General features: G+C 73.1%; 22 protein-coding genes and 2 pseudogenes. 15 read left to right on the top strand and 9 right to left on the bottom strand.

What is annotated here, in order from left to right:
- Nucleotides 1-40: 40 nt before the first annotated feature.
- On the bottom strand, nt 41-976 hold the full coding sequence (locus ND748_RS06345) for an LLM class F420-dependent oxidoreductase (protein ID WP_251744727.1): 936 nt from the start codon (nt 974-976) through the stop codon (nt 41-43).
- Between the two features lie 211 nt (nt 977-1,187).
- Here ND748_RS06345 and ND748_RS33840 point away from each other — a divergent pair, with 211 nt between their 5' ends.
- The 3 genes from ND748_RS33840 (at nt 1,188) to ND748_RS06330 (ending at nt 3,788) form a co-directional block, all read left to right on the top strand.
- The gene (locus tag ND748_RS33840; RefSeq protein ID WP_285901684.1) at nt 1,188-1,811 is read left to right on the top strand and encodes a TetR/AcrR family transcriptional regulator; all 624 of its coding nucleotides are present in this window, start codon (nt 1,188-1,190) and stop codon (nt 1,809-1,811) included.
- Nucleotides 1,812-2,424: 613 nt separating this feature from the next.
- Nucleotides 2,425-3,549: a DUF2889 domain-containing protein gene (locus ND748_RS06335; RefSeq protein WP_251744726.1), complete on the top strand. Its 1,125-nt coding sequence runs from the start codon at nt 2,425-2,427 to the stop codon at nt 3,547-3,549.
- A gap of 35 nt (nt 3,550-3,584) precedes the next feature.
- On the top strand, nt 3,585-3,788 hold the full coding sequence (locus ND748_RS06330; RefSeq protein ID WP_251744725.1) for a hypothetical protein: 204 nt from the start codon (nt 3,585-3,587) through the stop codon (nt 3,786-3,788).
- Between the two features lie 124 nt (nt 3,789-3,912).
- On the opposite strand, the gene ND748_RS06325 is transcribed toward ND748_RS06330, so the two are convergent.
- The gene (locus tag ND748_RS06325) at nt 3,913-6,411 is read right to left on the bottom strand and encodes a CoA transferase (RefSeq protein ID WP_374215854.1); all 2,499 of its coding nucleotides are present in this window, start codon (nt 6,409-6,411) and stop codon (nt 3,913-3,915) included.
- Between the two features lie 549 nt (nt 6,412-6,960).
- Here ND748_RS06325 and ND748_RS06320 point away from each other — a divergent pair.
- The 5 genes from ND748_RS06320 to mctP all read left to right on the top strand — a co-directional run bounded on the left by ND748_RS06320 (nt 6,961) and on the right by mctP (nt 12,864).
- Nucleotides 6,961-7,395, top strand: coding sequence for a hypothetical protein (locus tag ND748_RS06320; RefSeq protein WP_251744723.1), 435 nt, complete (start codon nt 6,961-6,963; stop codon nt 7,393-7,395).
- Complete coding sequence (helR, locus tag ND748_RS06315) at nt 7,392-9,569, top strand: RNA polymerase recycling motor ATPase HelR (RefSeq protein WP_251744722.1); 2,178 nt, start codon at nt 7,392-7,394, stop codon at nt 9,567-9,569. Before ND748_RS06320 ends, helR begins: the two co-directional genes overlap by 4 nt.
- 313 nt (nt 9,570-9,882) lie before the next feature.
- Entirely contained in the window at nt 9,883-10,545 is a 663-nt protein-coding gene (locus tag ND748_RS06310) for a GPP34 family phosphoprotein (RefSeq protein WP_251744721.1), read from the top strand.
- Between the two features lie 121 nt (nt 10,546-10,666).
- Complete coding sequence (locus ND748_RS06305; RefSeq protein WP_251744720.1) at nt 10,667-11,065, top strand: DUF3311 domain-containing protein; 399 nt, start codon at nt 10,667-10,669, stop codon at nt 11,063-11,065.
- Complete coding sequence (mctP, locus tag ND748_RS06300) at nt 11,062-12,864, top strand: monocarboxylate uptake permease MctP (RefSeq protein WP_251744719.1); 1,803 nt, start codon at nt 11,062-11,064, stop codon at nt 12,862-12,864. Before ND748_RS06305 ends, mctP begins: the two co-directional genes overlap by 4 nt.
- Here mctP and ND748_RS06295 read toward each other — a convergent pair.
- The gene (locus tag ND748_RS06295; RefSeq protein WP_251744718.1) at nt 12,828-13,235 is read right to left on the bottom strand and encodes a VOC family protein; all 408 of its coding nucleotides are present in this window, start codon (nt 13,233-13,235) and stop codon (nt 12,828-12,830) included. The genes mctP and ND748_RS06295 overlap by 37 nt on opposite strands.
- A gap of 177 nt (nt 13,236-13,412) precedes the next feature.
- Between ND748_RS06295 and ND748_RS06290 the strand changes: the two genes are divergently transcribed.
- The 3 genes from ND748_RS06290 to ND748_RS06280 all read left to right on the top strand — a co-directional run bounded on the left by ND748_RS06290 (nt 13,413) and on the right by ND748_RS06280 (nt 16,187).
- On the top strand, nt 13,413-14,675 hold the full coding sequence (locus ND748_RS06290) for a M20 family metallopeptidase (protein WP_251744717.1): 1,263 nt from the start codon (nt 13,413-13,415) through the stop codon (nt 14,673-14,675).
- Between the two features lie 24 nt (nt 14,676-14,699).
- Nucleotides 14,700-15,338, top strand: coding sequence for a helix-turn-helix domain-containing protein (locus ND748_RS06285; RefSeq protein ID WP_251744716.1), 639 nt, complete (start codon nt 14,700-14,702; stop codon nt 15,336-15,338).
- 303 nt (nt 15,339-15,641) lie between these two features.
- Nucleotides 15,642-16,187, top strand: a complete 546-nt coding sequence (locus ND748_RS06280) for an NUDIX domain-containing protein (RefSeq protein ID WP_251744715.1) — start codon at nt 15,642-15,644, stop codon at nt 16,185-16,187.
- Nucleotide 16,188: 1 nt separating this feature from the next.
- Here the strand turns inward: ND748_RS06280 and ND748_RS06275 are convergent, their stop codons facing one another.
- Complete coding sequence (locus tag ND748_RS06275; protein WP_251744714.1) at nt 16,189-16,953, bottom strand: DedA family protein; 765 nt, start codon at nt 16,951-16,953, stop codon at nt 16,189-16,191.
- A 64-nt stretch (nt 16,954-17,017) separates the two neighbouring features.
- Complete coding sequence (locus ND748_RS06270; RefSeq protein WP_251744713.1) at nt 17,018-17,872, bottom strand: NAD(P)H-binding protein; 855 nt, start codon at nt 17,870-17,872, stop codon at nt 17,018-17,020.
- Nucleotides 17,873-18,075: 203 nt separating this feature from the next.
- Between ND748_RS06270 and ND748_RS33835 the strand changes: the two are divergent.
- Nucleotides 18,076-18,291, top strand: a pseudogene (locus tag ND748_RS33835) (cupin domain-containing protein); the annotation flags it as partial.
- Between the two features lie 59 nt (nt 18,292-18,350).
- Here ND748_RS33835 and ND748_RS06260 read toward each other — a convergent pair.
- Nucleotides 18,351-18,953 carry a pyridoxamine 5'-phosphate oxidase family protein gene (locus tag ND748_RS06260; RefSeq protein ID WP_251744712.1) on the bottom strand — a complete coding sequence of 201 codons (603 nt, stop codon included), beginning with the start codon at nt 18,951-18,953 and terminating at the stop codon, nt 18,351-18,353.
- A gap of 167 nt (nt 18,954-19,120) precedes the next feature.
- Here ND748_RS06260 and ND748_RS06255 point away from each other — a divergent pair, with 167 nt between their 5' ends.
- The 3 genes from ND748_RS06255 to ND748_RS06245 all read left to right on the top strand — a co-directional run bounded on the left by ND748_RS06255 (nt 19,121) and on the right by ND748_RS06245 (nt 23,017).
- Nucleotides 19,121-20,161, top strand: a complete 1,041-nt coding sequence (locus ND748_RS06255; protein WP_251744711.1) for a zinc-dependent alcohol dehydrogenase family protein — start codon at nt 19,121-19,123, stop codon at nt 20,159-20,161.
- 457 nt (nt 20,162-20,618) lie between these two features.
- Nucleotides 20,619-21,761, top strand: a complete 1,143-nt coding sequence (locus ND748_RS06250; RefSeq protein WP_251744710.1) for an LLM class flavin-dependent oxidoreductase — start codon at nt 20,619-20,621, stop codon at nt 21,759-21,761.
- Nucleotides 21,762-22,039: 278 nt separating this feature from the next.
- Entirely contained in the window at nt 22,040-23,017 is a 978-nt protein-coding gene (locus ND748_RS06245; protein ID WP_374215853.1) for an SAM-dependent methyltransferase, read from the top strand.
- A 79-nt stretch (nt 23,018-23,096) separates the two neighbouring features.
- Here ND748_RS06245 and ND748_RS06240 read toward each other — a convergent pair whose 3' ends face one another.
- From ND748_RS06240 to ND748_RS06230, 3 genes and pseudogenes are all read right to left on the bottom strand, one after another.
- Complete coding sequence (locus ND748_RS06240) at nt 23,097-24,458, bottom strand: LLM class flavin-dependent oxidoreductase (protein ID WP_251744709.1); 1,362 nt, start codon at nt 24,456-24,458, stop codon at nt 23,097-23,099.
- A complete protein-coding gene (locus ND748_RS06235) occupies nt 24,455-25,915 on the bottom strand; it encodes an LLM class flavin-dependent oxidoreductase (RefSeq protein ID WP_251744708.1) in 1,461 nt (486 codons plus the stop codon). Before ND748_RS06235 ends, ND748_RS06240 begins: the two co-directional genes overlap by 4 nt.
- A pseudogene (locus tag ND748_RS06230) lies at nt 25,912-26,541 on the bottom strand (LLM class flavin-dependent oxidoreductase); the annotation flags it as partial. The pseudogene ND748_RS06230 and the gene ND748_RS06235, both read right to left, overlap by 4 nt.

The following is a 26,541-nucleotide window of genomic DNA, read 5'->3' as shown; positions in this document are numbered from 1 at the left end:
GCCCGGGACCGGCCGGCCGCCGGCCGCCCGGCCCGCCCGCTCAGACGTACGGGAGCACCTCGGCGGCGATCAGGTCGAGGTGGTCGAGGTCCGCCAGGTCGAGCAGCTGCAGGTAGATCCGGCTCGCCCCGGCGCCGTCGGGGCCGAAGGTCGCGAGCTTGGCCAGGATCTCCTCGGGGGTGCCGGCGAAGCCGTTGGTGCGCAGCTCGTCGACCTCGCGGCCGATGCGCTCGGCCCGCCGGGCGAGGTCCGCGTCCGACTTCGCGCAGACGACGACGTTCGAGGTGGAGTAGACGAGGTCCGCCGGCTCACGGCCGGCCGCCGCGGCCACCTGACGGACCCGGGCGAACCGCTGCCCGACCACGTCGGCGGGGGCGAAGGCGGCGTTGAACTCGGCCGCGTAGGTGGCGGCGAGCTGCGGGGTGCGCCGCGGCCCGGCTCCCCCGATGATGATCGGCGGCCGGGGCCGCTGCACCGGCTTCGGCAGCGCCGGGCTGTCTGCGAGCCGGTAGTACCGGCCGTCGTGGGAGAACGTCTCGCCGGGCGGGGTTCCCCACAGCCCGGTGATGATCGCAAGCTGCTCGGTCAGCCGGTCGAACCGTTCCTCGACCGAGGGAAACGGGATGCCGTAGCCGGTGTGTTCCGCCTCGAACCAGCCGGCGCCGAGGCCCAGCTCCACGCGGCCGCCGCTCATCGCGTCCACCTGCGCGACGGCGATGGCCAGCGGCCCGGGCAGCCGAAAGGTCGCGGAGGTGACGAGGGTGCCCAGCCGGATCCGCGAGGTCTCGCGGGCCAGGGCCGCCAGCGTCACCCAGGAGTCCGAGGGCCCCGGCGACGCATCACCCGGCCCCATCCGCAGGTAGTGGTCGGAACGGAAGAATCCGTCGAAGCCGGCGTCCTCGGCTGCCCTCGCCACGGCGAGCTGCCGCTCGTAGGAGGCACCCTGCTGAGGCTCGATGAAAATGCGCAGGTCCATCCGTCCACCCTGGCAAACAGGTGCCGGATCTGCGCGGCGGCCCCCCGGCCGGGAGGTGGGGTCGGACCCGGGCGGGCGGCCCGACGGTCGGTAGGATGATCGTCTAGGCCATCCGGGAGGCGGTGGGTCGGACGGGGGCGAGGCCCGCGGCTGGACGTGACGAGGGCGCGGGAGCCGGCGAGGGCGCGGGAGCTGGCGAGGAGGTGGCGCGATGGCGGTCTCGGACGACCAGGACGACGAGCGAGAGCTGATCATGGACGCCGCCTGCCGGTGCCTGCTCGCGAGCGAGGGCGTCTCCGTGTCGATCACCGACATCCTGCAGGCCGCCGGCCTGTCGACGCGCGCCTTCTACCGCCACTTCGCGTCCAAGGACAGCCTGTTGCTGGCACTGTTCCGCCGCGACTGCGAGCGCGTCACCGCCGAGCTGACCGCCTCGATCGCCGCGGCCACGACCGCCCGTGAGGCGTTGCGCCGCTGGATCGACGGCGTCCTGCACCTGATGTCGGCGGAACCACGCCGGCGGCGCGCGCTGATCCTGAGCTCCGAGGAGACCCGCCGGGCCCGCGGTTTCGCGGCGGAACGGGAACGGTTCCAGACCACCCAGGAGGCGGCCCTCGCGGCGATCCTGCGCCGGGGCGTGGAAGACGGCTCCTTCCCCTGGGCGGATCCGCGAGCCGACGCCGAGCAGATCCAGGCGGTGCTCGGCCGGGCCCTGGATCGTCAGCTCCTGTGCCCGCCAGCCGAGCGCCCCGCCGAGACGGCGGACCGGGTCGCCGACTTCGTCTTCCGCGCCCTCGGAGCGTCCTCCGGCCGGCCCGCCCCCGGCATCGGCTGAACCAACCGCCAACCGCAACCGCCAATCAGCAACCAGCAGCCACTTGGCCACGTATCCGATTGCGATCGGACGGCTTGTCTACGCCGCCTGATCCGGGCTCGTCGAGGTGTGGGCGTGGGAACAAGTGGTGTTCATGGACGTCGGGGTCGTCATGACGCCGGGTTCGCGTCCCAGGCACGCCGCGGTTCCGCGGAACCGCGGCACGGTTCCGCGAAACCCGAAGATCATCGGAGTTCCGCTCGGATGAAACCCATATCGTAGCCAACCAATCGCAGACGGTGTGTAGATCGACGGGTGGCAGCCCCGGCCAGATGCCGGCCAGCAGATGCAGGAGGTTGTGGACCGGGCGCCCGCCGAAGACCGTCGTCAAACTCCTGCAATTGCCTACGCAACCAAGACGGGCGCCAGCCTCGGCTTCCCCGCGACGGCCGCCGTCCGGGCACGGCGCCCCGTTGACAGGCGGCTCCGGGGGAACAATCCCCTGAAAAAGGCGTTTTCATTTGAGCGGCCCCGGGCATGGCCACAGTCGGGACGCCGCGCGCCCGCCGATCGTCCGACGGGCGGGTCTCGTCGAGGCCGCCGAACGCACACCGAGAGAGAGGCGTATCCGCCGATGACGACGGTTCCCCTGCGGACCCTGCATCCGCGGCACGGCATCCACGAGCCGACCAGCGGCACGCCCGCTCGCGCGGCCGGCTCGGTCCGCCGCACCAGCACGATCGACATGCTGCGCCCCGAGGGTTTCGGCGGCCCGCTGCACCTCGTCGGGCGAGGCCGCGACCTGCGCACAGCCAGCGCCCGACCGGGCGACGACGGGGTGCGCGACGACGGGGTGGGCGACGCAAGGCCGGGCGGCGACGGGGTGGGCGACGCTGCGGCGGGCGCCGAGGTGCTGAGCGAGGCGACGGTGCACGCCGTGGTGGACTTCACCGCCGGACGTGAGCTGCTCCAGATCACCAGCGACCCGACCCGACCGGCGCTGGCCGGGCTGGTCGGTCGCTCGGTGGCCGCGGGCTTCCGATCGCGCCTCGACGAGGTCGACCCGGCGCTGGCCGCCGAGGAGGACCTGCTCTACCTGGTACTGGACGACCTGCCCGGCGCGGCGCTCGTCTCCGGCCACGCCTACGGCGCCGCTGCGCGGGAGGCACGGGAGGCCGGTACCCCGGCGATCCCACCGATGCGCCAGGGCGACTACCGACACATCGCGGACCTGTGCGCGGGTTTCGCCACGGGTGGGACGATCATGCACGAGGTCGCGGCGTTCGGCCACTCCCCGGTGGTGACCGGTCCCATCGCCCCGTCGCTCGCCCGCCCCACCGACCCGCTGGCCTGGCACGACACCCCGCCGCTGCCCCCGCGCGACATGCGCCGGGCGCGCCGTATCGACGTCCGCCTCGACGACTCCGCCGCCCGGGCCCACGTGGACGCCCTGTTCCGGGACTCCTACGTCCTGCCCGAGGGCGTGGCGACCGTCATCCACGAGTACACCGTGACCGCCGAGGTCGACACGGCCACCTCGACGTTCCTGAGCTGCGAGGCCACGGCCCGCGCGCTGCCGTTCGTCGAGTGCCCGGCCGCCGCCGCCAGTGCCACCCGGCTCGCCGGGATGCCGCTGGCCGGGCTGCGCCCGTTCGTGCGCCGAACCTTCCTCGGGACGTCGACCTGCACCCATCTCAACGACACGCTGCGCGTGCTGGCGGACGTCGAGGCTCTGCTCGGCTCGCTGCGGGCCGGCTGAACGCGTTGGCATCGACGAAAGATGGAGAAGGATTGATGAGCGACAACGTGATGTACGACTCGCCGACCGAGTTCCTCCACGAGGCCGCCAACTCCGGCGACCAGTGCGTGGCCCAGTCGGTGCGGCCGAACGACGACGGGACCTTCGACGTCTCCTGCTCGTGCGGGCGGTGGACGGCGAGCGCACCCGCCATGGAGGAGGGTCTACGGCTGGCCCGGGTGCACACCGGCTCGCATTGATCAGTACCTGTCCGGGGGTGTGCCGTACATCAGCTAGCACCACCCGCCGGGCAGAGCGGAGGCCGGGGGGGCCACCCCTTCCCGTTTACCTGCCGTCCTGTCTCATCTCGGCCTCGAGCTGACGTCAGCCGACGACGGCACGGGCACGCAGGGCCTTGATCTCCTCGTCGGCGTAGCCGAGCTCGCGTAGGAGGGCCTCGGTGTGTTCGCCGGCCAGGCAGCCGCCCGGGCTGCGGGTGGCCGACCGGGAGAAGCGCACCGGCGGGCCCATGCGCAGGTGGTCGTCGCAGATGGGGCTCACGGCCGGCGAGGCGTACTCGGCGGCGAGCACCGGGTCGGTCTGGAGCTGCAGCTCCGCATCCATCTCGGTGACCTGGACGCAGCCCACGTCGGCGGCGGTCAGCCGCTGTTCCCACTCGGCCGCGGGACGGGTGGCAAAGATCCGGCCGAGTGCGACGGCCAGCTCGTGATCATGTTCGGCGCGGCCGGCGGCCGTGGCGAACCGAGGGTCGGCGGCCAGGCGGGCGGCGGCGAGGGGGTCGGTGGCCGGCTCGACGGCCGGATCCGCCGCGAGGGTGGTGGCGAGTGCCGCCCACTCCCGCGGTGCGGGCGCGGCGAGGAACACCCAGCCCCGCGCCGCCGGGTACATCCGGTAGAGCGCGGTCAGGCCGTGCCCGCCCTCGTCGACGACGGGCCACGCCGGTCGGCCCGCGTACTCGACGACCTGCTCCAGCAGCGCGTGCATGCCGGTCGCGAGCATCGTGACGGTCATCGGGCCGAGGGGACGGCCGCGGGTGCGGGCCAGCAGGCCGAGCGAGATCGCCGAGGCCACACCGAGCGCGGCGAGACCGTCGGCCTGCAGGCTCGACACCGCCGAGGCCGACCTGATCCGCACGGCGGCGGACTTGATCTCCGCGAGCGAGGTGGCGTTCGCCGCGCTCGGCGCCTCGGTCAGCGCGATTCCGGTGGCCGCGCCGATCGACGGCGCGTAGGCGGGTTTGTCCCCGCAGGGGCCGTCGGTGCCGTATCCCGGCGCGTTGACGTAGACGAGGTCCGGGTTGACCGCCCGCAGCGTGGCCGCGTCGACACCGGCCCGCTCGGCGGCGCCGGCGCGGAACGCCTGCAGCACCACGTCGCTGCGCCGCGCCAGCTCGTGCACGATGCGCCGGCCCTCGTCGGTGCCGAGATCGAGAGCGATGCTCTCCTTACCCTGCATGACCCGCACCGCGCCGAGCTCCGGGAAGGGCAGAATCCGCCGGATGGTGTCGCCCGCCAGCGTCTCGACCTTGATCACGCGGGCGCCAAGGTCGGCCAGCATCGTCGTACCGAACGGGGCCGCGAACATCAGCCCGAACTCCAGGATCGTGACACCGGCCAGCGGCGAACCGCCCGGCACCGACGCGGCGGGGTCGGCATCGGCGGTCGGCACGGCAGCGGGCGAGGCGGGGGAGCCCGGGGCGGTGTGCGGGGCGACGGTGTGCCGATCGGCGGAGCGCGGGGCGGCGGAGCGCGGGGCGGCTGCGGCTTCGGCGCGCAGTTCGGCTCCGTGTTCGTCCGGCCGGGGGGCGGGGCGCGGGGGCGACAGCGGGGCGCCGTCGACGTGCACGAGGGTGGTGGGGCGGCGGACCGGGCCGTGCTCGGCGGTGTCGAGGACGACGACGCGGCCGTCATGGCGGATCTGCGGATGGTCCAGCACGCCCGAGGCGACGGTGAACACCTCGGCGTTGATGTCCGGGTTGGTCGCGAAGACCTGCTGCCAGTCCGCGAGGGTGCGCTCCCCCACCTTGCGGATCATGATTTCCAGGAGTTCGGTGCGTAACTCCTGGGTCGCCAGGACGGGTAAGCCCGCCCACTTCGGGTCGTCCAGCAGCGGCGTGAGGCCGAACTCCGTCAGCATCGCCGCGAACAGGCGGGGCTCGACCTGGGCGAACTGCAACCAGTGGCCGTCCCTGGTCGGCGCCACGAGCAGCGGGTAGACCAGCGCGCTGACCGGGTCGCCCGCCGGGGTGGTGGCCTCGACGGTCCGGTAGGCGTCGGGGAAACGCACCGCGACGAGGTGCTCGAACCAGCTCCAGGTATCGATCATGCTGGCCCCGCGGACCAGGTCGGCCTCCACGTGCTGGCCGCGCCCGCTGGACGCCCGCTCGACCAGCGCGGCCACGATCCCCTGCACGGCGGTGTGGGCGGCGCCCCAGGTGGCGTAGGCCACCGAGCTGTACGCCGGGCCGGGCCGGGAAACCAGCCGCCGCTTGGCGTGGAACATGCCGAGCTTGGCCATGACCAGGGCCTCGTAGCCCTTCAGGTCCGCCCAGGGACCGGCCGAACCCCAGCCCGTGATTGCCACGCTGACCAGGCGCGGACTGCGCCGGGCGAGGTCGTCAGGGCCGAGGCCGAGGCGACGGGCGGTCCTCGGGCGCAGGGTGGTCACCACGACGTCGGCGCCGGCGAGCAGCCCGTCGAGCACGGTCCGGTCGGCCGGGTGATGCAGGTCCACGATGATGCTGCGCCGGCCGCCGCCGACGGCCGGCCAGGCCGGTGAGCGGCGCAGCGGGCTGCCCCCCGGTCGCTCGACCCCGACGACATCGGCGCCGGCCAGGAACTGGGTCGCGAGCGCCCCCGGCATCGTCGCCGACAGGTCGATCACCCGCAGTCCGGCGAGCGACGGACTCGACACGGGCGCCGGGCCGTCCGGCCCCGGTCTCGGCGCCGGCCGAGGCCCAGAGCCAGGCCCAGGCCCAGAGCCAGGTCGATCAGGGGACTCTGTGTTCATGTCGGACTCCAGACGCAGCCGCGGATCCATGGAGGATTACCTAGAACACGTAGTGCGACATGTTAGGTAGATCACAGCCGGTGTCAAGAGTCGGGATCGGCGGACGGTCGGCGTCGACACGGCCGACCCAGGAGGTGCTGGCCCGCGGGCCAGGGCGAAGCTGACCCGTTGGGCGCTGGCCGCCGGAGAGTCAGTCGGTGCGGGTGTCGGCGAGATCGCAGACCCTGGCCCGGGCCCGGGCGTATCGTCCTGCCACGCTGCGGCCGGATCATCGCCGACGGCCCGACCACGGAGGTCAGGGCGCTCGTCGGTGGCCGCGTTCAGCGCCGGGAGCGAAGACGACCGCCTCGGCGACCCGACCGTCGCCCGTACATCATGATCAGTATGGCGTCGTTCGGGGCGATGAACGCCGTCCTCGGCAGCACCGGGCGGATCGCGGCCGAGCGGTCGATCGGCTGGAACCGGCAGCTACGGCCGGCGTTCGCGATCTGGCTCGGCTACCTCGTGGGCCCCGAGAACACGCGGGCAATCACCGATGGGGTGTTCAGCCTGCTGGCGCTGGTGGGTGGGATCCGGGCACCGGCGGAAAACTTTCCGGGCTGGCTCACCGACATGGGGAAGGCCCCCACCCTCTTCCACTTTCAACCTATAGCACACTGGGGGGCTTGCGGCAAGACTCGGGTCGTGCCGCAGAATCGCAGGCCGAGGCCAGAAGCTGCGGGAACGGGGAGTCGCGGAATGCGGGTGTTGTCGTCGACGACGAGGTCGGGCGAAGTCAGGAGGCTCGGATCGGAACTGCTCGGATCGGAACTGCTCGGATCGGAACTGGTGCCGTGAACCCCCTGGCCACCAGTGCGTTCGACCTCCCCGACCATCTCGGTCCCAAGGCCGACCCGAAGCTGATCGCCGGCGACGAACGGCACTTCACGGCCATCGCCGTGAGCCTCGAGCAGTCGATCGCCGACCTGTCCGGCCGCCTCGATGCCGAGCGCCGGACGCCCGGCGGCACGGGCCAGCAGGCGTTGGACCGGGACCTGGAGATCCACCGGCTGACCGCTCGCCTACGCGCCCTGCGTCGCTTCGGGCTGGACCTCTGCCTCGGGCACATCGTCGGCGCGGACAACCCCGAGCCCGTGTACATCGGCCGCCTTGGCCTCGCGGACAGCGCGGGCCGGCGGCTGCTGCTCGACTGGCGCTCCCCCGCGGCCGAGCCGTTCTTCGGCGCGACCCACGCCAACCCGATGGGGCTGGCCAGCCGCCGCAGATACCGCTGGACCCGCGGTCGGATCAGCGACTACTGGGACGAGGTGTTCACCGCGGACGGGTTCGAGGGGCACGCCGCGCTCGACGACCAGTCCGCCTTCATCGCCAGCCTGGGCGGCACCAGGTCGGCCCGGATGCGCGACGTGCTCGGCACCATCCAGGCCGACCAGGACGCCATCATCCGGGCCGGATCCGGCGGCGCCCTCGTCGTCGACGGCGGACCGGGTACCGGCAAGACCGTCGTCGCGCTGCACCGCTCCGCCTACCTGCTCTACTCCGACCCTCGCCTCGGGCACCGCCGGGGCGGCGTGCTGTTCGTCGGTCCGCACCAGCCCTACCTGACCTATGTCGCCGACGTCATCCCCAGTCTCGGCGAGGAGGGCGTGCAGACCTGCACGCTGCGGGACCTCGTCACCGAGGGAGCCACGGCAGTGATCGACACAGACCCGGACGTGGCCCTGCTGAAGTCGTCCGCGAACCTGGTGAAGGCGATCGAGACGGCCGTCCGGTTCTACGAGGAGCCGCCCGCCAAGGGAATGACCGTCACGACCCACTGGAACGACATCTGGCTGAGCGCGGGCGACTGGGCCGAGGCGTTCGACGCACCGGCGCCCGGTACCGCCCACAACGAGGCGCGCGAGGAGGTCTGGGCGGAGCTGCTCACGATCCTGATGGACTCCCACGACGGCGACGCGCCCGCCGACCTGCTGCGCAGGTCGCTGTTGCGGAACAGGGCGCTGCGCGCGGCCTTCAACCGGGCGTGGCCGCTGCTCGAAGCGGCCGACCTCGTCGCCGATCTGTGGTCGGTGCCCGCCTACCTGCGCAAGTGCGCCCCCTGGCTGCGCCCCGACGAGGTCGCGCGGCTCCAGCGACCGGATGCCCGCGCCTGGACGGTGTCCGACCTGCCGCTGCTGGACGCGGCCCGCCAGCGGCTCGGCGACCCGGCGGCGTCCCGACGTCAGCGTCAGCACGCCGCCCGGGTCGCCGCCGACCGCGAGCACATGGCCAAGGTCGTGGACAGTTTCAGCGCGGCCACCGACGACGAGTACGGTGCGGGCCTGGTGACGATGCTGCGCGGCGAGGACTTCCACGACGCCCTGGTCGACGAAACCGCGCTGCCCAGCGCCGACCCGGACGTGCTCGCCGGCCCCTTCGCGCACATCGTCGTGGACGAGGCCCAGGAACTGACCGACGCGCAGTGGCAGATGCTGCTGCTGCGCTGCCCGTCGCGCAGCTTCACCATCGTCGGGGACCGAGCCCAGGCCAGGCACGGATTCACCGAGTCGTGGCAGGAGCGGCTCGAGCGGATCGGGCTCGACCGGATCACGCTGGCCGCGCTGACCATCAACTACCGGACGCCGGCGGAGATCATGGCGCAGGCCGAGCCGGTCATCCGGGCCGCGCTCCCGGACGCCAACGTGCCGACCTCCATCCGCAGCAGCGGCGTCCCCGTCGGGCACGGATCTGTTTCGGAGCTGGGCTCCATCCTCGACGCCTGGCTCGCCGCGCACGCCGACGGGATCGCCTGCGTCATCGGCGCGGGTGACAGCCAGGACGCGCTGGTGCGGGCGAGGCCCCGCGTCCGGTCGCTGACCCCGGAGCTGTCGAAGGGGCTCGAGTTCGATCTGGTCGTTCTCGTCGACCCGGAGGCGTTCGGCGACGGCATCGAAGGAGCCGTCGACCGGTATGTCGCGATGACCCGAGCGACCCGGCAACTCGTCATCCTCCAGCGGACCGAGCAGGCCTGACCCGCGCAACCGCGCCGCGCCGTCGGACGAGCCCGACGTTCATGACCACGAGCCCGATGACCACGAGCTACATAACCAGGACGTGTCCTCCCGCGTCCGGCTCGGGTGGATCCGGGGCGGTTCGACTGTCGGCCGGGCGACGCCAGGGTTGCGCTCACGGCGGCGAGGGCATGATCCTCGCCTGCGCAGTGGGCACGGTCCCACCGCGTTCGATCGGAGGGGTTCGAGCCCGCAGGGGTTCGAGCCCGCAGGGGTTCGAGCCCGCAGGGGTTCGAGCCTGGACAGGTTCGATCCTGGAGAGGGGACGACGGCCGTGCTGCTCGCCGAGGACCTGCTGCTGCTCGCGCTCGACCCGGACCGCGGGACTCCGGTGAACTCCTCTCGCCAGCCGCTGGGTGTGGCGCTGTCCGGCGCGCTCGTCGCCGAGTTGGGGCTCGCGGGGCTGGTCGAGGAGGACGGCCGCCGGCTCGCGCCGATCGGTCCCCGTCCCGCGCACCCGCTGCTCGCCGACGTCCATGCGGCGCTCGGCACGGTCCGCGGACGGCGGGCGGCCGACCAGCTCCGTCGCCTGGACGGGGCGGTCGGCGGGGTCTGGTCCCGGGTTGTCGACGGGCTCGTCGACACCGGAGTGCTCGGGCGCCGGCGTGACCGGATCCTGGTCGTGCGGATCACTCGCCACCCGGTGCTGCGCGGTGAGGCGCGCGACGAGGTCGTGAAGCGGATGCGGGCGGCCGCGGCCGGCGACGGGCCGCTGGATCCGCGCACGGCCACCGTGCTCGCCCTGTCCGGGCCGTCCCGCCTGCTGGAGGTGGTCGCCCCGCAGCGCGCCGACCGCCGCCGGGCCAAGGCCCGCATCGCCGCCGCGACGGAGCAGACGCCGATCGCGCCGATCGTCCGGAAGGTCATCCAGGAGGCGCAGAGCGCGGCGGCCGCCGCCGGGACCGCCGCGGCCGTCGCCAGCACGTCGTCAGGCTGATCGGCAGTACCCCGCGAAGGCCACACGCCACACGCCGGTCCCCTCCCGGCATCTTCAAAGATCTCACCTTAAAGTCATCGTCGGACTCCCCTGTGTAATCTCTCCTCAGGAGTGACGCCGGATGACGCATGCCCGTGGCGCCGCCGACCCCGGCCGCCGCCGCCGATCCCGCGCCGTCCGACACCCCGACGGACTTGTCGCGCGGACCGCAACCGCGGCCGTGCTCGCGGTGCAGGTCATCGCCCTGCTGCTGGTCGGCACCTACGCGCGGCGCGGTCCGCGGCTGTGGGGGTTCCCGTTCTTCTACTGGTACACGCTGCTGTGGCTCCTACTCGGCGCCGCCGGGATGGCCGGCTGCACCTGGCTGCTGGGCCGGGCCAGCCGGCGTCCCACCGCGGCGGGCTCCCAGGCCGGTGCCGGTCAGGCCGGTCGGGCCGCTCCCAGTCAGGCCGGTCAGGCCGGTCCCGGTCGGGCCGGTCGGGAGCGGCGGGACGCGGCCGGCGGTCGGGGGGAGCGGTGACGCGGGCCGGCGCCGACCTGACCCCGACCGGCGGTGTTTCGCTCGCTACCCAACCGCTTCACACCCCCTTCCACGGGGTGGAGTTCGCCGTGTTCACCGCGCTGTTCGCCGCGGTGGCCATCCTCGGTTTCGGGGCGGTCCGCTGGCGGCGCACCGGACCGGGGCCGCTGGCAAGCCTCGACGAATGGGGGCTCGGCGGGCGCGGGTTCGGCTCGTTCGTCGCCTGGTTCCTCATCGGCGGCGACATCTTCACCGCCTACACGTTCGTCGCCGTGCCCGGCGCGATGTACGCGGCGGGCGCCGTGTCCGGCTGGTTCGCCGTCGCCTACACCACCATCGTCTGGCCGATGGTCTTCGTCCTGATGCCGCGGCTGTGGACGGTGGCGCACCGGCACGGTTACGTCACCCCGGCCGACCTCGTCCGCGGCCGGTACGGCTCGCGAGCGCTGGCCCTGGCGGTCGCCGTGACCGGCATCGTCGCGACCATGCCCTACATCGCCCTGCAGCTCGTCGGCATGCAGGCGGTGCTGGAGGTGATGGGCGTCGGGACGAACAGCGGCAACCCCGTCGTCCGCGACCTGCCGGTCATCGTCGCGTTCGGCATCCTCGCCGTCTGCACCTACACGGCCGGGCTGCGGGCGCCGGCCCTCATCGCGTTCGCCAAGGACCTGCTCATCTACGCCGTCGTGCTGGTCGCCGTCATCGTCCTCCCGCACCGGCTGGGCGGCTTCGGCGCGATCTTCGACGCGGCCGAGCGGAAGTTCAATGCGGCGAACGCCGCGGCGGCCGGGGCGGGTCGCCCGGCGACGGCCGTGTTCATTCCGGGGCCGAAGGACTTCCTCGCCTACGGCACCCTCGCGCTCGGCTCGGCGATGGCGTTGTTCCTGTACCCGCACGCGATCACCGGCGTGCTGGCGACCCGCGGCCGGGAGGTCATCCGCCGCAACACCGCCGTCCTGCCGCTGTACTCCCTGTTGCTGGCCTTCCTCGCACTGCTCGGCTACGTGGCGATCGCAGCCGGCGTGCACACCACGAACCCGCGGCTGGCGGTACCGCTGCTGTTCGAGCGGGAGTTCCCGGCGTGGTTCACCGGCGTCGCGTTCGCCGCGGTCGCGATCGGCGCGCTGGTTCCCGCGGCGATCATGTCGATCGCGGCGGCGAACCTGTTCACCCGCACCATCTACGTCGGGCACCTGCGGCCGGGCGCGACGGCGGCCGAGCAGACCGCCGTGTCCAAGGTCGCGTCGCTGCTGGTCAAGGCCGGGGCGTTGGTGTTCGTCCTCGGTCTGGACACGCAGAACTCGATCAATCTGCAGCTTCTCGGCGGGGTGTGGATCCTGCAGACCTTCCCGGCGGTCGTCCTCGCCCTGTGGCGACCCCGGCTACATCGGCGGGCGCTGCTCGCCGGCTGGCTGGTGGGCATCTGCTACGGCACCGCGCAGGCGTACGCGCAGCACAGCGCGGCGGCCCGCCACTTCGGCGGGTCGCTGGCAGCCGTGCCGGGCCTGGGCCAGGCCGGCTACATCGCCGTCACGGCGTTCGCGCTGAACCTGGCCGTCGCCCTGCTCGGCACCCTGGTGCTGCACGCCGCCGGCGTCCCCAACGGACCCGACGAGACCGCCATCGAACCCGGCACGACGCCAACCGGTGTGACCGCGACCGGCACGACCGAGCCTGACGCGACCAGGACCGGCGCCACCCGGACCGGCGCCACCGGGACCGGCGCCACCGGACTCGGGGAGGGCGTGCCCGAGCAGCCCGGTCAGGCGGTGGAGGCCGACGGCTCGGCGTCGTCGTAGATGCTGATCTCGATCAGGTTGTCGTCCGGGTCCCGGACGTAGACGCTGGTGATCGGACCGGTCGCGCCGGTGCGGTCCACCGGGCCCTGCTCGACGGGCACCCCGAGCGCGGCGAGATGGGACCGCACCTCGTCGAGCGGCCGGCCGCTGATCAGGCAGAGGTCCGCCGAACCGGGGGTGGGGCGGGCGGCCTTCGGCTCGAGTTCCCGGCCGGCCTCGTGCAGGTTGAGCTTCTGCCGGCCGAAGGCCAGCGCCCGCCGGCCGCCGCGGAACGTCACCGGCGTCATCCCCAGGACCCGCGCGTACCAGTCGACGGTGCGTTCGACGTCGACCACGGTCAGCACGAGATGGTCGATCCGGTCGATGTGCATATCGGTCCGCCTCCGCAGTTGCCTGATCCCACGGCTACCGTAGGTCCGCTGACGGTGCCCGGCTGGATCATTGTCCGGCGCGGGTCAACGCACTCTCGCGCAGGCTCAGTCAGGGGCACCGACGCACCTCACCGGTGTCCGAGCCCGTCCCCGCTCCGTCCACCGAGAGGACCGGCCATGTCCGTGCTCGACGACGCGCGCTCCCTGTCTGACGACCTCGTGCACCTGCGACGTCGCCTGCACCGTGAGCCGGAGATCGGCCTGGATCTGCCGCGGACGCAGGACAAGGTCCTCGCCGCCCTCGACGGGCTCCCGCTGGAGGTCACCACCGGCCGCGGCGCGAGCTCGGTGACCGCGGTCCTGCGCGGCACCGGCGCGGGAGCGGGTCCGGGGCGAGCGCCGGCGGTGCTGCTGCGCGGGGACATGGACGCGCTGCCGGTGCAGGAGAGCGCCGGGTTCGACCACGCCTCCACCGTCGAGGGCGTGATGCACGCCTGCGGCCACGATCTGCACACCGCCATGCTGGTCGGCGCGGCCCACCTGCTCAGCGCGCGCCGCGACCGGCTGCCCGGCGACGTCGTGTTCATGTTCCAGCCCGGCGAGGAAGGCTGGGAGGGCGCCCAACTGATGATCGACGAGGGGGTGCTCGACGCCTCCGGGCGGCGCGTGTCGGCGGCCTTCGGGCTGCACGTGTTCTCCGCGTCGCTGCCCCGCGGCCAGTTCGGCGGCCGGACGGGCCCGATCACCTCGGCGTCGGCGATGCTGCGCGTCACCGTGCGCGGCGAGGGCGGGCACGGCTCGATGCCGCACCGCGCGCACGACCCCGTCATCGCCACCGCCGAGATGGTCCTCGCCCTACAGACGATGGTGACCCGCCGGTTCGACGTGTTCGACCCGGTGGTGCTGACCGTCGGCGTCCTGCGGGCCGGCACCCGGCGCACCGTGATTCCCGACGAGGCGTACTTCGAGGCGACCGTGCGCACCTTCTCCCCGGGCACCGGCGAGCTGGTCGAGCAGGCCGCTCGGCGGATGCTGCGGGGCATCGCCGATGGCCACGGCGTCACCGCGGACGTCGAGTTCGTGCCCGAACGGCCGGCGACCGTGAACCATCCGGCCGAGACGGCACTCGCCGCCCGCGCCGTCGTCGAAACGTTCGGCGAACGCCGCTACACCGACCTCGCGCACCCGCTGGCCTGCTCGGAGGACTTCTCCCGGGTGCTGGCGCAGGTGCCCGGCAGCTTCGTCGCCATCGGCGCGACCGCCCCGGGCGCCGACCCGCACACCGCGCCGTTCAACCACAGCCCGCGCGCCCGCTTCGACGAGACCGTCCTGCCCGACGGCGCCGCCCTCTACTCCGAGCTCGCCACCCGCGCCCTCGCCGCCGCCGCCGACGCCGACGCGAACCCGCCGGCCACGAACCCGCCGGCGACACGTACTTGACAACAGAGCTTGCTGGCACGGCAAATGGTCCGTGTGACCGACATCGACTCGCAGCCGCCGGCGCAGGAGGTCCTCGACCGGGTGGGCCCACGGCTGCGGGCCCTGCGCCGCGCGCGGCAGACGACCCTCGCCCAGTTGTCGGCGGCGACGGGGATCTCGGTGAGCACGTTGTCGCGGCTGGAGTCCGGCGGGCGGCGGCCGACCCTGGAGCTGCTGCTCCCGCTCGCCCGGGCGCACCAGGTGACCCTCGACGAGCTGGTCGACGCGCCGGCGACCGGAGATCCCCGGATCCACCCACGGCCAACCGTCCGCGACGGGGTCGTCTTCGTGCCGATGACCCGCCGCCCCGGCGGCCCCCGCGCCTACAAGATGGTCTACCCGGCGGCCACCCCGGCCTGCGCCCCGCAGTGCCCGCCCGACCAGCGGGTGCACGAGGGGTACGAATGGCTGTATGTGCTCTCCGGGCGGCTGCGGCTGGTGCTCGGCGAGCACGACCTCGTCCTCGGGCCGGGTGAGGCGGCGGAGTTCGACACCCGCACGCCGCACTGGTTCGGTAATCCGGACCCCGCTCCGCTCGAGCTGCTCAGCCTGTTCGGTCCGCAGGGCGAGCGGATGCACGTCCGGGCCCGGCCCGCTACGGCCGGCGGCCCGGGCGGCAGCTGAGGGCCTCAACCCGTGGCGGCCACGGAGCCCGCCTCGCTGCCAGGCGCCACACCCCGAACCCTCCTCCTCGCACACCCCTGCTCGCACACTCCGCCCAGAACACTCCGCCCAGCACACTCCGCCCCGGCTCATTGGCCGGCACCGATCGCCGACCCGCTGCCCGGCCGTCCAGGCGGCGTGCCCGGCGGCCGCGCCGGGGAATGACACAGCCCGTGCCATCATGAGCCGGTGGGATTCGAGGACCGCCCGGCCGGCCCGACCACGCACCAACGACGCATACCGACGATGAATGAGGATTACAGATTGAACGATCGGGTGATCTCCGTGGTTCGGGACTATCTGGTCGCGTACCCGGCGGAGGCCGAGGGGCTGATCCCGCTGCTCGACCTGGCGGCCACCGCGGCGCCGGTCACCGCCCGCGCCACTCTGCCAGGCCATGTGACCTGCGGGGCGATCGCCGTGGACACGACCTTTCGGGTCCTGCAGGTCCGCCACCGCACCCTCGACCGCTGGCTTTTCCCCGGCGGGCATGTCGACGACACCGACGCCACCCTCGCGGCCGCCGCTCTGCGGGAGCTCGCCGAGGAGACCGGCGTTCTCCCCTCGTCGGTCCGGCCGCTGCGCAATCGCCCGGTCGACATTGACGTCCACGGCATTCCCGAGAATCCGGAGAAGGGCGAGCCGGAACACACCCACTACGATTTCCGGTTCATTTTTCAGATCCTGCGGTCCACGGGTCCAGGCACGGTGGACCTGCGCCGCGACGAGGTCACCGACCACCGGTGGATCCCGGTGTCGGATCTGGGCGGACCCACCGGGGCGAGAATCTCCGCCGTGCTTGCGGGCTGACCTACCGCGTCGCGGTCGTCCGCCCGCGCTCGTCCACTTTGCGCTCGTCCACTTTGCGCTCGTCCACTTTGCGCTCGCCGGCCCCGCGCACGCCGGCCCCGCGCACGTCCAGCTTGCCGTCGCCCGGCCCGTCGTCGCTCGCCGCCCGGTCCTCGCGGGCATGCTGGGACGGCTGCGGATGCCGCCGCGACCACAGCCACCGGCCGCCCTCGATCGCCACGGTGACCGTCCCCGCCAGCCCGAACGCGAGCAGGAAGCCCTTCCACGGCGCGTCGGTGAAGGTGGATCCGCCCACGAAGCCGAGCAACGCGTTGTAGCCGCTCCAGCCGACGGCACCGACCGCGGCCGCCGGCACGAACCGCCGGTAGTCGAAGTGGGTGGTACCAGCCACCAAGGTGGTGGCGGTCCGGCCGCCCGGCACGAACCTGGCAGCGATGATCAGGGTGACGCCTCGGCGGTCGAGGGTTCGCCGGGCCCAGTCGAGCGTCCGTTCCCCGCGCGGCCCTCGGACGACCAGGCGGGCGACGCGCTCACCGAACAGGCGCCCCAGCCCGTAGGCGAGATTGTCGCCCGCGAACGCACCGACAGCCCCGACAACCATGATCAGGATAAGGTTGAGGTTGCCGGAGCTCGCGAGCACCCCGCCGGTGATGACCATCGTCTCGCTGGGGACCACCGGCAGGACCGCGTCGAGCAGGCAGACCCCCCAGACCAGCAGGTAGGTCCACCAGGCACCGGACATCGCGTCCACAAGTTGGTCGAACACACCACAGGTCGTTTCCCGCCTGAGCCCGCGCAATCCGGCTACGCGGCACGGCTACGCGGTCCGGCTACTGCCCGGGACGGAAGGCCGACGCGTGATCGGCGACCCAGGTGGCGAAGGTGCGCGCCGGCCGGCCCGTGACCGCACCGACGGTGTCCGACACCGCGACCGGCTTGCCGTCGCTGTCCGCCTGGTACCGCAGCAGCGTGTCGGCGATGCCGGGCCAGGCCGACGGGCCCATCTGCGCCAGCATCCGGGCCCGGGCCTGGTCGAGCGAAATGGCCTCGAAGCGCAGCGGGCGGCCGATCACCGTACCGATCACCTCGACCTGCCCGCGCGTCGGCAACGACTCCGGTCCGGTGAGGGCGTAGCGCTTGCCCTCGTGGCCGGGCTCGAGCAGCGCGCGGGCGGCCACCGCGGCCATGTCCCGCTCGTGGATCGGCGCGGAGTGGGACTCGGGATACGCACCGCGCACCACCCCCTCGGCCCGGATCGACGGCGCCCAGGCCAGCGCGTTCGTGGCGAACGCCCCGGGCCGCACGAACGTCCACGCCAGCCCGGATGCCGCGATCGCCTCCTCCACCACCACGTGACGGTGGGCGATCGGCGTCGACGTGTCGGCATCCCCGGCCGACTGCGAGGACAGCAGCACGATCCGTTCGACCTTCGCCGCCGCGGCGGCGTCGAGAAAACCGTCGATGCCCGCCGGCTCCGCGTAGAGGAACACGGCGGTCACGCCGTCGAGCACCGCCGGGACCGACTCCGGCCGCGCCAGGTCCGCCGCCGCGACCTGCACACCCGCCGGCACGTCCGCGTGGGCCGGATCCCGGCTCACCACCCGCACCGGTGCGTCCACGGCCAGCAGCTCGTCGATCAGCGCACGGGCCACCGACCCGCGCCCACCCGTCACCAGAATCGTCATGCGAATCCGTCCTCCTCGAAATACACGGACTGACCCATCCCGTCGGTTCCGACCGGCTCCCGCAGCCGGCGTCAGGCTCGGCAACCATCAGCCGCCTGACCCGGTGCCGATTCCGCCACGACCGCCGGCTCGGCAAGTGCCTTCGTCGTCTCCAGCCTTCACGGTGAAGTCCTGTTCAGGTCAATCCGACGCGCCGGGCAACGTTGTCCGGTGAACCCGGTGCAGTTCCTCGTCGATTCCGCCTCGACCCGCGGCGCTGGTCCGCCGGGCCCGACGCTCGGTTCGTCGTGCATGCTCACCCGGAGCACAAGGTCCTCGTGTGCGTATCCGGGGGAGTCACGTTCTTCGCCGGCGACGAGCGGTGGCCGATGTCGCCGGGCAACCGCCTTGACCTGCCGGCCGGGACGCGCCATGAGGCGTCGGCCGGACCTGCGGGCGTGACCTGCGTCGAGGCTTTCCGAGTCGATTACCGGCTCGGTCAGGGAGCGCGGTCGGGCGGTGCGGCCGTCCAGATTCCGGTGTGGCGCTCGACGACGACGGGAACGAGGCCGAACGGGTCCGGGTGCAGGCGGCGGGTGAAGTCCATCAGCTCCAGCCGCAGTGGGTCGAGCCTCAGCAGCACGAAGTCGTCACCGAGCGGGCCGGCGGGGAAGAAGGCGGCCAGGCCGTCCTCCCATCTCGCGGCGCGCTCGCGTTCGTCGTCGACCACACTGACGGTCGCCGAGACGCTCAGGTACGCGAACGCCGCCCGGTCCTCGACCGCGTACGCCACCTGACTGTCGGGGTTCGCGGCGATGTCGGCGACCTTGCGGGAACGCGGGCTGGTGCCGATCCACACGGTGAGGTCGTCGGTCACGGCGAGGTGCTGGACGAGCCGGACGTGGGGTGCAGCCCCGGGGAAGGTGGCCGGGTGGAAGGTGGCTTCGTCGTGGGTGACTCGGTCGGACGTGTCGCGGCGAGCCGGGGCGCCGCGGGTGGCGAGGAAGCCGTAGGGGTTGCGGCGTAGCAGGGCCCGCGCCGCCGCCAGGGCCTCCTCGACGGGTCCCGCCCCCGTCGTGGACTCGGGAACGACATCGGGCATGGGACGGACGATAGCGACCGGCCGGGGCAACCGCCCGGCACCCCGATCGGCCCGATCGGCCCGGATCGGATAGCGTCCGGGTGGTAGGTACGGTTCCGTCCGGGCCACGGTCGGATCGCACCCGCGGTGGGCAACCGCCAGGACGACCGTCAGGGAGGCATGGAACCGTGCGAGCGACCCTGCTTGAGGACGTCGGGAAGATCGCGCTGCGGGAGTTTCCCGACCCGGTCGTCCAGCGCCCCACCGACGCGGTGGTGCGGGTGACCGCGAGCTGCATCTGCGGCTCCGACCTGCATCCTTACCGCGGCAAGACGCCCAGCGTGTTCCCGAAGCGCATCGGGCACGAGTTCGTCGGTGTCGTCGAGGACGTCGGCGACGAGGTCACGACCGTGCGGCCGGGCGACGTGGTCGTCGCCCCCTTCCTGATCAGCTGCGGCACCTGCCGGTACTGCCTTGCCGGCCTGCAGACCTCCTGCGAGAACGGCTCGGTCTGGGGAACCGACGACGGCTCCGGTGCCCGTTCCGACGCCGGCCAGGGCGACCGGATCCGGGCGCCACTGGCCGACGGGACCCTGGTGCGGGTCGGCACCGAGCTGCCCGAGGCGTTGTTGCCCGACGTCCTGGCGCTGTCCGACGTGATGGGTACCGGTCACCACGCCGCGGTCAGCGCGGGGGTGGGTCCGGGTTCCACCGTCGTCGTCGTCGGCGACGGCGCCGTGGGCCTGTGTGCGGTGCTTGCCGCCCGCCGCCTCGGGGCGGAGCGCGTCGTGGCGATGTCGCGGACACCGAGCCGGCAGAAGCTGGCGGCCGAGTTCGGCGCCACCGACATCGTCGCCGGTCGGGGCGCCGACGGCATTGCGCAGGTGCTCGAGCTGCTCGGCGATGGAGCCGACGCCGTCCTGGAGTGCGTCGGCTCGCAGGAGTCGCTGGAGCAGGCCGTCGCGGTCGCCCACCCCGGTGGACGGCTTGGCTGCGTGGGCGCCCCGCTGGGCAACCTGCCCCTGGGGTCGTTGTTCATGAAGAACGTGCGGCTGGCGGGCGGGGTCGCCCCGGTGCGCGCCTACCTGCCCGAGCTGCTCGCCGACGTGTTCGCCGGCCGGGTGCGGCCCGGACGGATCTTCGATCTGGAACTGCCGCTGGACGAGGTCGCCGAGGGCTACCGGGCGATGGACGAGCGCCGCGCGGTCAAGGTGCTGCTCCGTCCCTGAGCAGCGCCGTCCCTGAGCAGCGCCGTCCCTGAGCAGCGCCGTCCCTGAACCTGCTGCGTCCCCTGCGCGGCGCCGTCCCTGGGCTGCTGCGTCCCCTGCGCGGCGCCCTTTCCGGGCGTCGGCCGGCGGACCGTCTCGGCGCCCTCGTGCGGCGTGTCACCGGGCGTGGCGATGGACTGAATTCCGGTAGGGGCATACCGTTGATTCATGCGCGGAGATTCCACCCTGGTCTGCCGCCTGCACGTGGATTTCGCCCGGGTTGCCAGCGCGCTGTGTCGCGCCCCGCGCCATCCGGTGTCTCACTGATCGGTGCCGCAGCCGGCCCGTCGGGCGGCTGATCCGCCGGCAGGATCGCGGGCCACGCGTCCACCGGTCGGGACGCGCCGTCGATTCGAGGCTCACGCCGCCGATCCGCCCCTCGCCCGCCCCTCGCCCTCCGGCCATCCGGGAGACTCGCGTGAGCGTGCACGCCCACTGGTTCCTGCCCACCTCGGGGGACAGCCGCAACCTCGACGCCGCCGCGGTGAGCGCCAAGGAATCCCCCCACCTCCAGCCCGCCGCCCAGCGGCCGCCGAGCATCGGCTACCTCGCCCAGATCGCCGCCGCGGCTGAGCAGCTCGGGTACGAGGCCGTGCTCACCCCGACCGGAACCTGGTGTGAGGACGCCTGGCTCACCACCGCGGCCCTGCTGCGCGAGACCACCCGGCTGCGCTTTCTGGTGGCGTTCCGGCCCGGTTTCCTCAGCCCCACCCTCGCCGCGCAGATGGCGGCGACCTACCAGCGCATCTCCGGCGGACGGCTGCTGCTCAACGTGGTCAGCGGCGGCGACGCCGACGAGCAGCAGCGCTTCGGCGACTGGCTGAACCACGACGCCCGCTACCGGCGCACCGAGGAATTCCTGCAGGTCGTCCGGGGAGTGTGGACGGGCCGGCCGGTCAACTACGACGGCGAGCACTACGCGGTGCGGGGCGCCACGCTCCGTGAGCGTCCCGATCCAACGCCACCGATCTTCTTCGGTGGCGCCTCCCCCGCGGCCGAACTCGTCGCCGCCCGGCAGGCCGACGTCTACCTGCTGTGGGGCGAGCCGCCGGCCGCCGTCGCCGAACGGCTCGACCGGATGCGGGCCCTGGCCAAGGACCAGGACCGCGAGCTGCAGTTCGGCATTCGGCTGCACGTCATCACCCGGGACACCGCCGGCGCCGCCTGGGCGGTTGCGGACGAGCTGCTCGCCCAGCTCGACCCGGCGGCGATCGCCGCGGCGCAGCGGCGTTTCGCCGGGACGGAGTCGATCGGGCAGCAACGGATGGCGGCCCTGCACCGCGGCAGCCTCGACGCGCTGGAGATCTCCCCGAACCTCTGGGCGGGATTCGGCCTCGTCCGCGGCGGCGCCGGCACCGCGCTCGTCGGCAGCCACGCCGAGGTCGCCGACCGCATCGCCGAGTACCACGATCTCGGCATCGAGCACGTCATCCTCTCCGGCCATCCGCATCTCGAGGAGGCGTACTGGTTCGCCGAGGGCGTCCTGCCCCTGCTGCGCCGCCGGGGACTGCTCGCGCCAGCCCCAGCCCCAGCCCCGATCCCGGGCCCGATCCAGACCTGACCACCGGCTCTCGCGCCCCCAACCACGAACATTCGCCGGTAACGGCCGGCGGCGGCGCGCGGGACGCGCGTTGCGGTGCGGTGCGTTGGGTACGAACCGCCGGCCCGAACCGTGCACAACGCACCGCATCCGGCTCCGGGCCGCGTTCGGAGGCGGGGCGGCATACGTGCCGGATACGCCCGATCTCTCACCGCAGGCGCGATGTCACCCACTAAGGTGGTCCCGTGACAATCCGCCAAGGCGAAGGGCGCAACGCGGTGTCGGAGACCGAGAGCGTGCTGACCACCGTCGACGAGGGCCTTGCCGACGAGGGCCCTGTCGACGAGGGCCCTGTCGACGGGAAGCCCGAGGAGTCCGGCGGTGAGCGGGCCGGACAGGTCCCGGAGGGCACCGGCTTCGACCTGAAGGTCGACGTGCCGCATCCGGCCCGCATGTACGACTACTTTCTCGGCGGCAAGGACAACTTCCCCGCCGACCGGAGGACCGCGGAACAGGTCCTCGGCGTGTTTCCGAACTCTCGGATCGTGGTCCGACAGAACCGCCTGTTCATGACCCGGACGACCCGATACCTGGCCGCCGAGCTCGGGCTGCGCCAGTTCCTCGACATCGGCACGGGCATCCCGACCTCGCCGAACCTGCACGAGATCGCCCAGGACGTCGCCCCGGACGCGCGGATCGTCTACACCGACAACGATCCGATCGTGCTCGCCCACGCCCGCGCCCTGCTGACCAGCACCCCGCAGGGACGCACCGCCTACATTGACGCGGATCTGCGGGACACCCGGCGCATTCTCACCGCCCCCGAGCTGCACGAGACCCTCGACCTGACCAGGCCGGTCGCGCTGTCCCTCATCGCGATCTTCCACTTCATCCCGGACGGCGACGATCCGTACGGGATCATGCGGCACCTCGTCGACCTGCTCCCGTCGGGCAGCTACGTCTCGCTGACCCACCTGACCGCCGACTTCGATCCGGCGATGCGCGAGGTCGAGCGGGCCTACCTGGCCAGCGGCGTCCCCATGCACCTGCGCACCCGAGCCCAGGTCGAGCGGTTCTTCGAGGGCCTGGACCTCGTGGAGCCCGGACTGCAGGTCGTCCACCGCTGGCGTCCCGAGTTCGCGGACCCGGCCGAGACGATCCCGGCCGGCAACGGCGTGACCGCGACAGACCCGGCCTCCCGGGTGAAGGCCATCCCACTGTCGGAGCTGACCGACGCCCAGGTCAGCATCTACGGCGCAGTCGGCTACAAGCCCTGATGCAGGCGCCGGCCCGGACACGTGCCGGCGCGGCTGTTCGCCGCCTCGCGGTGCTGGGGCTGCGTCGACGGTGGCGGGGTCAGGTCGATGCCCCGGAGCGGGACGCGTAGCGGCTGGGCGGACGGGGCAGGCCGAGGTGTTCGCGCAGCGTGCGGCCGGTGTAGGCGGTGCGGAACAGGCCGCGGCGGCGCAGCTCGGGGATGACCAGGTCCACGAAGTCGTCCAGCGCGTCCGGCAGGTACGGGAAGATCACGTTGAAACCGTCGGCGGCACGCCGCTCGAACCACTCCTCGATGTGGTCGGCCACGGTCGTCGGCGTGCCGACCAGCGTCCGGTCGTCGCGGGCGATCTGCTCGGCGAGCTGGCGGATGGTCAGGTTGTCCGCCCGGGCCTGGTCCAGGATCTGCCGCTGGCCGCTGCGGCTCTGGTTGGACGGTGGCAGTTCGGGCAGCGGGCCATCGAGGGGGAACTGGGTGAGATCGAACCCGCCGAGGCGGTAGGTGAGGTCGGCGAGCGCCACCCGCGGGTCGAGCAACGACCGCAGCGCGGCGATCTTGTCCTCGGCCTCGGCCTGGGTCCGCCCCACGATCGTGGACAACGCGGGCAGCACGATCACATGGTCGGGATCGCGTCCGGCGGCCGCGGCCCGCGCCTTGATGTCGGCGTAGTAGGCCTGCGCCGCCGGCAGGGTCGGATGCGCGGTAAAGATCACCTCGCCGACCCGGGCGGCGAGATCCCGGCCCGTCTCGGACGCGCCGGCCTGGACGACGACCGGGCGGCCCTGCGGCGGGCGCGCGATGTTCAGCGGCCCGCTGACCCGGAAGTGCGTCCCGGCGTGGTTCAGCCAGTGGATCTTCTCGGGGTCGAAGTAGACCCCGCTGGCCTGGTCGTGCCGGAAGGCGTCGTCGTCGAAGCTGTCCCACAGCCCGGTCACCACGTCGTGGAACTCGGCGGCCCGAGCGTAGCGAAGCTCGTGCTCGACGTGGCTGTCCAGCCCGAAGTTACGCGCCTCCGCGTCGTTGAGGGAGGTGACGAGGTTCCAGCCGACCCGTCCGCCGGACAGGTGGTCCAGCGAGGCGAAGATCCGGGCCAGGTGGTAGGGCTCGTTGTAGGTCGTCGACGCCGTCGCAACGAGCCCGATGCGGGTCGTCGCGGTGGCGAGGGCGGCGAGCAGGGTCGTCGGCTCGAAGGAGTCGTTGACGACCGAGACGCGGGAGAGCACCTCCTGGCTGGTCAGCGGGACGCCGACCAGGTCGGCGAGGAAGATCGCGTCGAACGTCCCCCGCTCGGCGGTGCGGGCCAGCTCGATCACGTGCCGGATGTTCACCCCGGCGTCGGCGACGGCGTGTGGGTGCCGCCAGGCGGCGAGGAACTCCCCCGGTGGCTTGAGGAAGGCGTTGAGATGGACCTGACCGCCGCGGCGAGGCTGCGTGGACGTCATCGGATTCCTGCCCTGGTCGTCTCGACGCCGGCTCCCGTATCCGGCTGGGTGCCCGGTCGAGGGTCGGGTCGAGGGTCGGGTGCGTCCGCGCGGGGGTCGGCCGGGTGGGTGGGGTCGTCCCGCCGCGCGACGGCGACCGGGCGCGGCAGGCCGAGATGCCCGCGCAGCGTCGTCTCGGTGTAGGACTCGCGGAACAGGCCGCGGCGGCGCAGTTCCGGCACCACCTGGTCGACGAAGTCGTCGGCGGCGCCGGGCAGGTAGGGGAAGCCGACGTTGAAGCCGTCCGCGCCACGGCCGGTGAACCATTCCTCGACGTGGTCGGCGATCGTCTCCGGCGTGCCGGTGATCATGCCGCCACCGGAGGACCGCCGGGCCAGCCCGCGGATCGTCAGGTTCTCCCGGCGGGCGAGGTCGAGCATCTGCTCCTGCCGGCTGCGGCTGCGGTTCGTCTCGCCGACCTCGGGCAACGGCCCGTCCAACGGGTAACCCGAGAGATCCACGTCGCCGACGGTGTCCTGGACGAGGCGACGGGCGACGTCGTCGTGGATGAGCTCCAGCAGCTCGTCGCGCCGCGCCCGGGCGGCGGCCTCGGTGTCGCCGACGATCGGCGCGAGGATCGGCCAGACCAGCAGGTGGTCCGGGTTGCGCCCGTGCGCCGCGGCCCGCGCCTTCACGTCGGCGTAGAACCGCTGCGCGCCGGCCAGGGTGCCCTGCCCGGTGAACACCACCTCGCCGTGACGGGCGGCGAAGTCCCTGCCCGCCTCGGACGAGCCGGCCTGGAAGATGACTGGGTGGCCCTGCGGGGGCCGGGAGATGCTCAGCGGCCCGCGCACGGTGAAGTGTTCGCCGCGGTGGTGGGGGGTGCGCAGGCCGGTGGGGTCGTAGTAGCGACCCGCGGCGGTGTCGCGCCGCACGGCGCCGTCGTCGAAGCTGTCCCACAGTGCGCGGACGACCTCGACGAACTCCTCGGCGCGCCGGTAGCGCAGCCCGTGTTCGAGGTGGGCGTCGCGGCCGAAGTTCGCGGCCTCCTGCGGCAGCACCGAGGTCACCGCGTTCCAGCCGGCACGCCCGGCGGACAGGTGGTCGAGCGAGGCGAACTTGCGGGCGACGTGGAACGGCTCGCCGTAGGTCGTGCTGGCCGTGCCGACCAGGCCGATCCGCTCGGTCACCGTCGACAGCGCGGCCAGCAGGGTCAGGGGCTCGAACCGGACCGACCGGGCGGTGCGGTGCAGCGAGTCCAGGTCCGTCCCCGAGATCGCGACGACGTCGGCGATGAACAGGGCGTCGAAGGTGCCACGTTCCAGCGTCCGCGCGACCCGGATGTGATGGGCGAGGTCGAGTTCGCCGTCGGGTGGGGACAGCGGATGGCGCCAGCCGGCGATGTGACCGCCGGCGCCCTGCAACACGGCGCCGAGCGTCAGCATCCGCCGCGGACGCCCGTCGGGAGTGGTGGTCATCGCTTCCTTTCAGGTCCGGCGGAAGTCGCCAGGCTGGCGGGAGTCTCCGGGCCGGGAGACGTTCCCAGGGCAGGGGAAGTTCCGAGGGCAGGGGAAGTTCCGAGGGCAGGGGAAGTTCCGAGGCCAGCGGGGGTCGGCGGGTCAGACGCGGGCGGGGCGGGCGCGGGTCCGGCCGCGGGTCGCCAGCCCAGCGCCGGGGCGATCTCGGTGGCGATGAGCTCCATGCGGCGCAGGGTCGCGTCGAGGTCGGCCGCAGCACCCGCCTCGCCCTGCACCGCGGCGATGAAGTACGACACGGCGGCGGGGCCGACCGGGTTGGTCGCGAGGCTGTGGATCACCATGGCGACCGGGCCGTGGTGGACGTTCATCGCGTCGAGCGCGGCGCCGTCGTCGAGGTCGGCGGGGAACCCGAAGTTCCCCAGCCAGGGGCGGAACCGGGCGATGTCGGGGGCCAGGTCGACCCGGGCGGCCAGCCGGTCCGGCCCCGGGAACACCCCGTGCGAGACGGCGAGGCGCACGCCCCCGGCGGGCTGGTCGGCGGGCTGGTCGGCGGCCTGGTGGGCGGCGAGGTAGACGTCGGCGAGGGGGCGCTGCGCGGACCTCGCCGGGCCGATGCCCAGCAGCAG

Origin of the sequence: Frankia sp. AiPs1 (genome assembly GCF_023716945.1) — a bacterium.
GTDB lineage: Bacteria > Actinomycetota > Actinomycetes > Frankiales > Frankiaceae > Frankia.
Note: the sequence above shows the minus strand (reverse complement) of the source record. Positions and strands in the feature narration are given on the sequence as shown.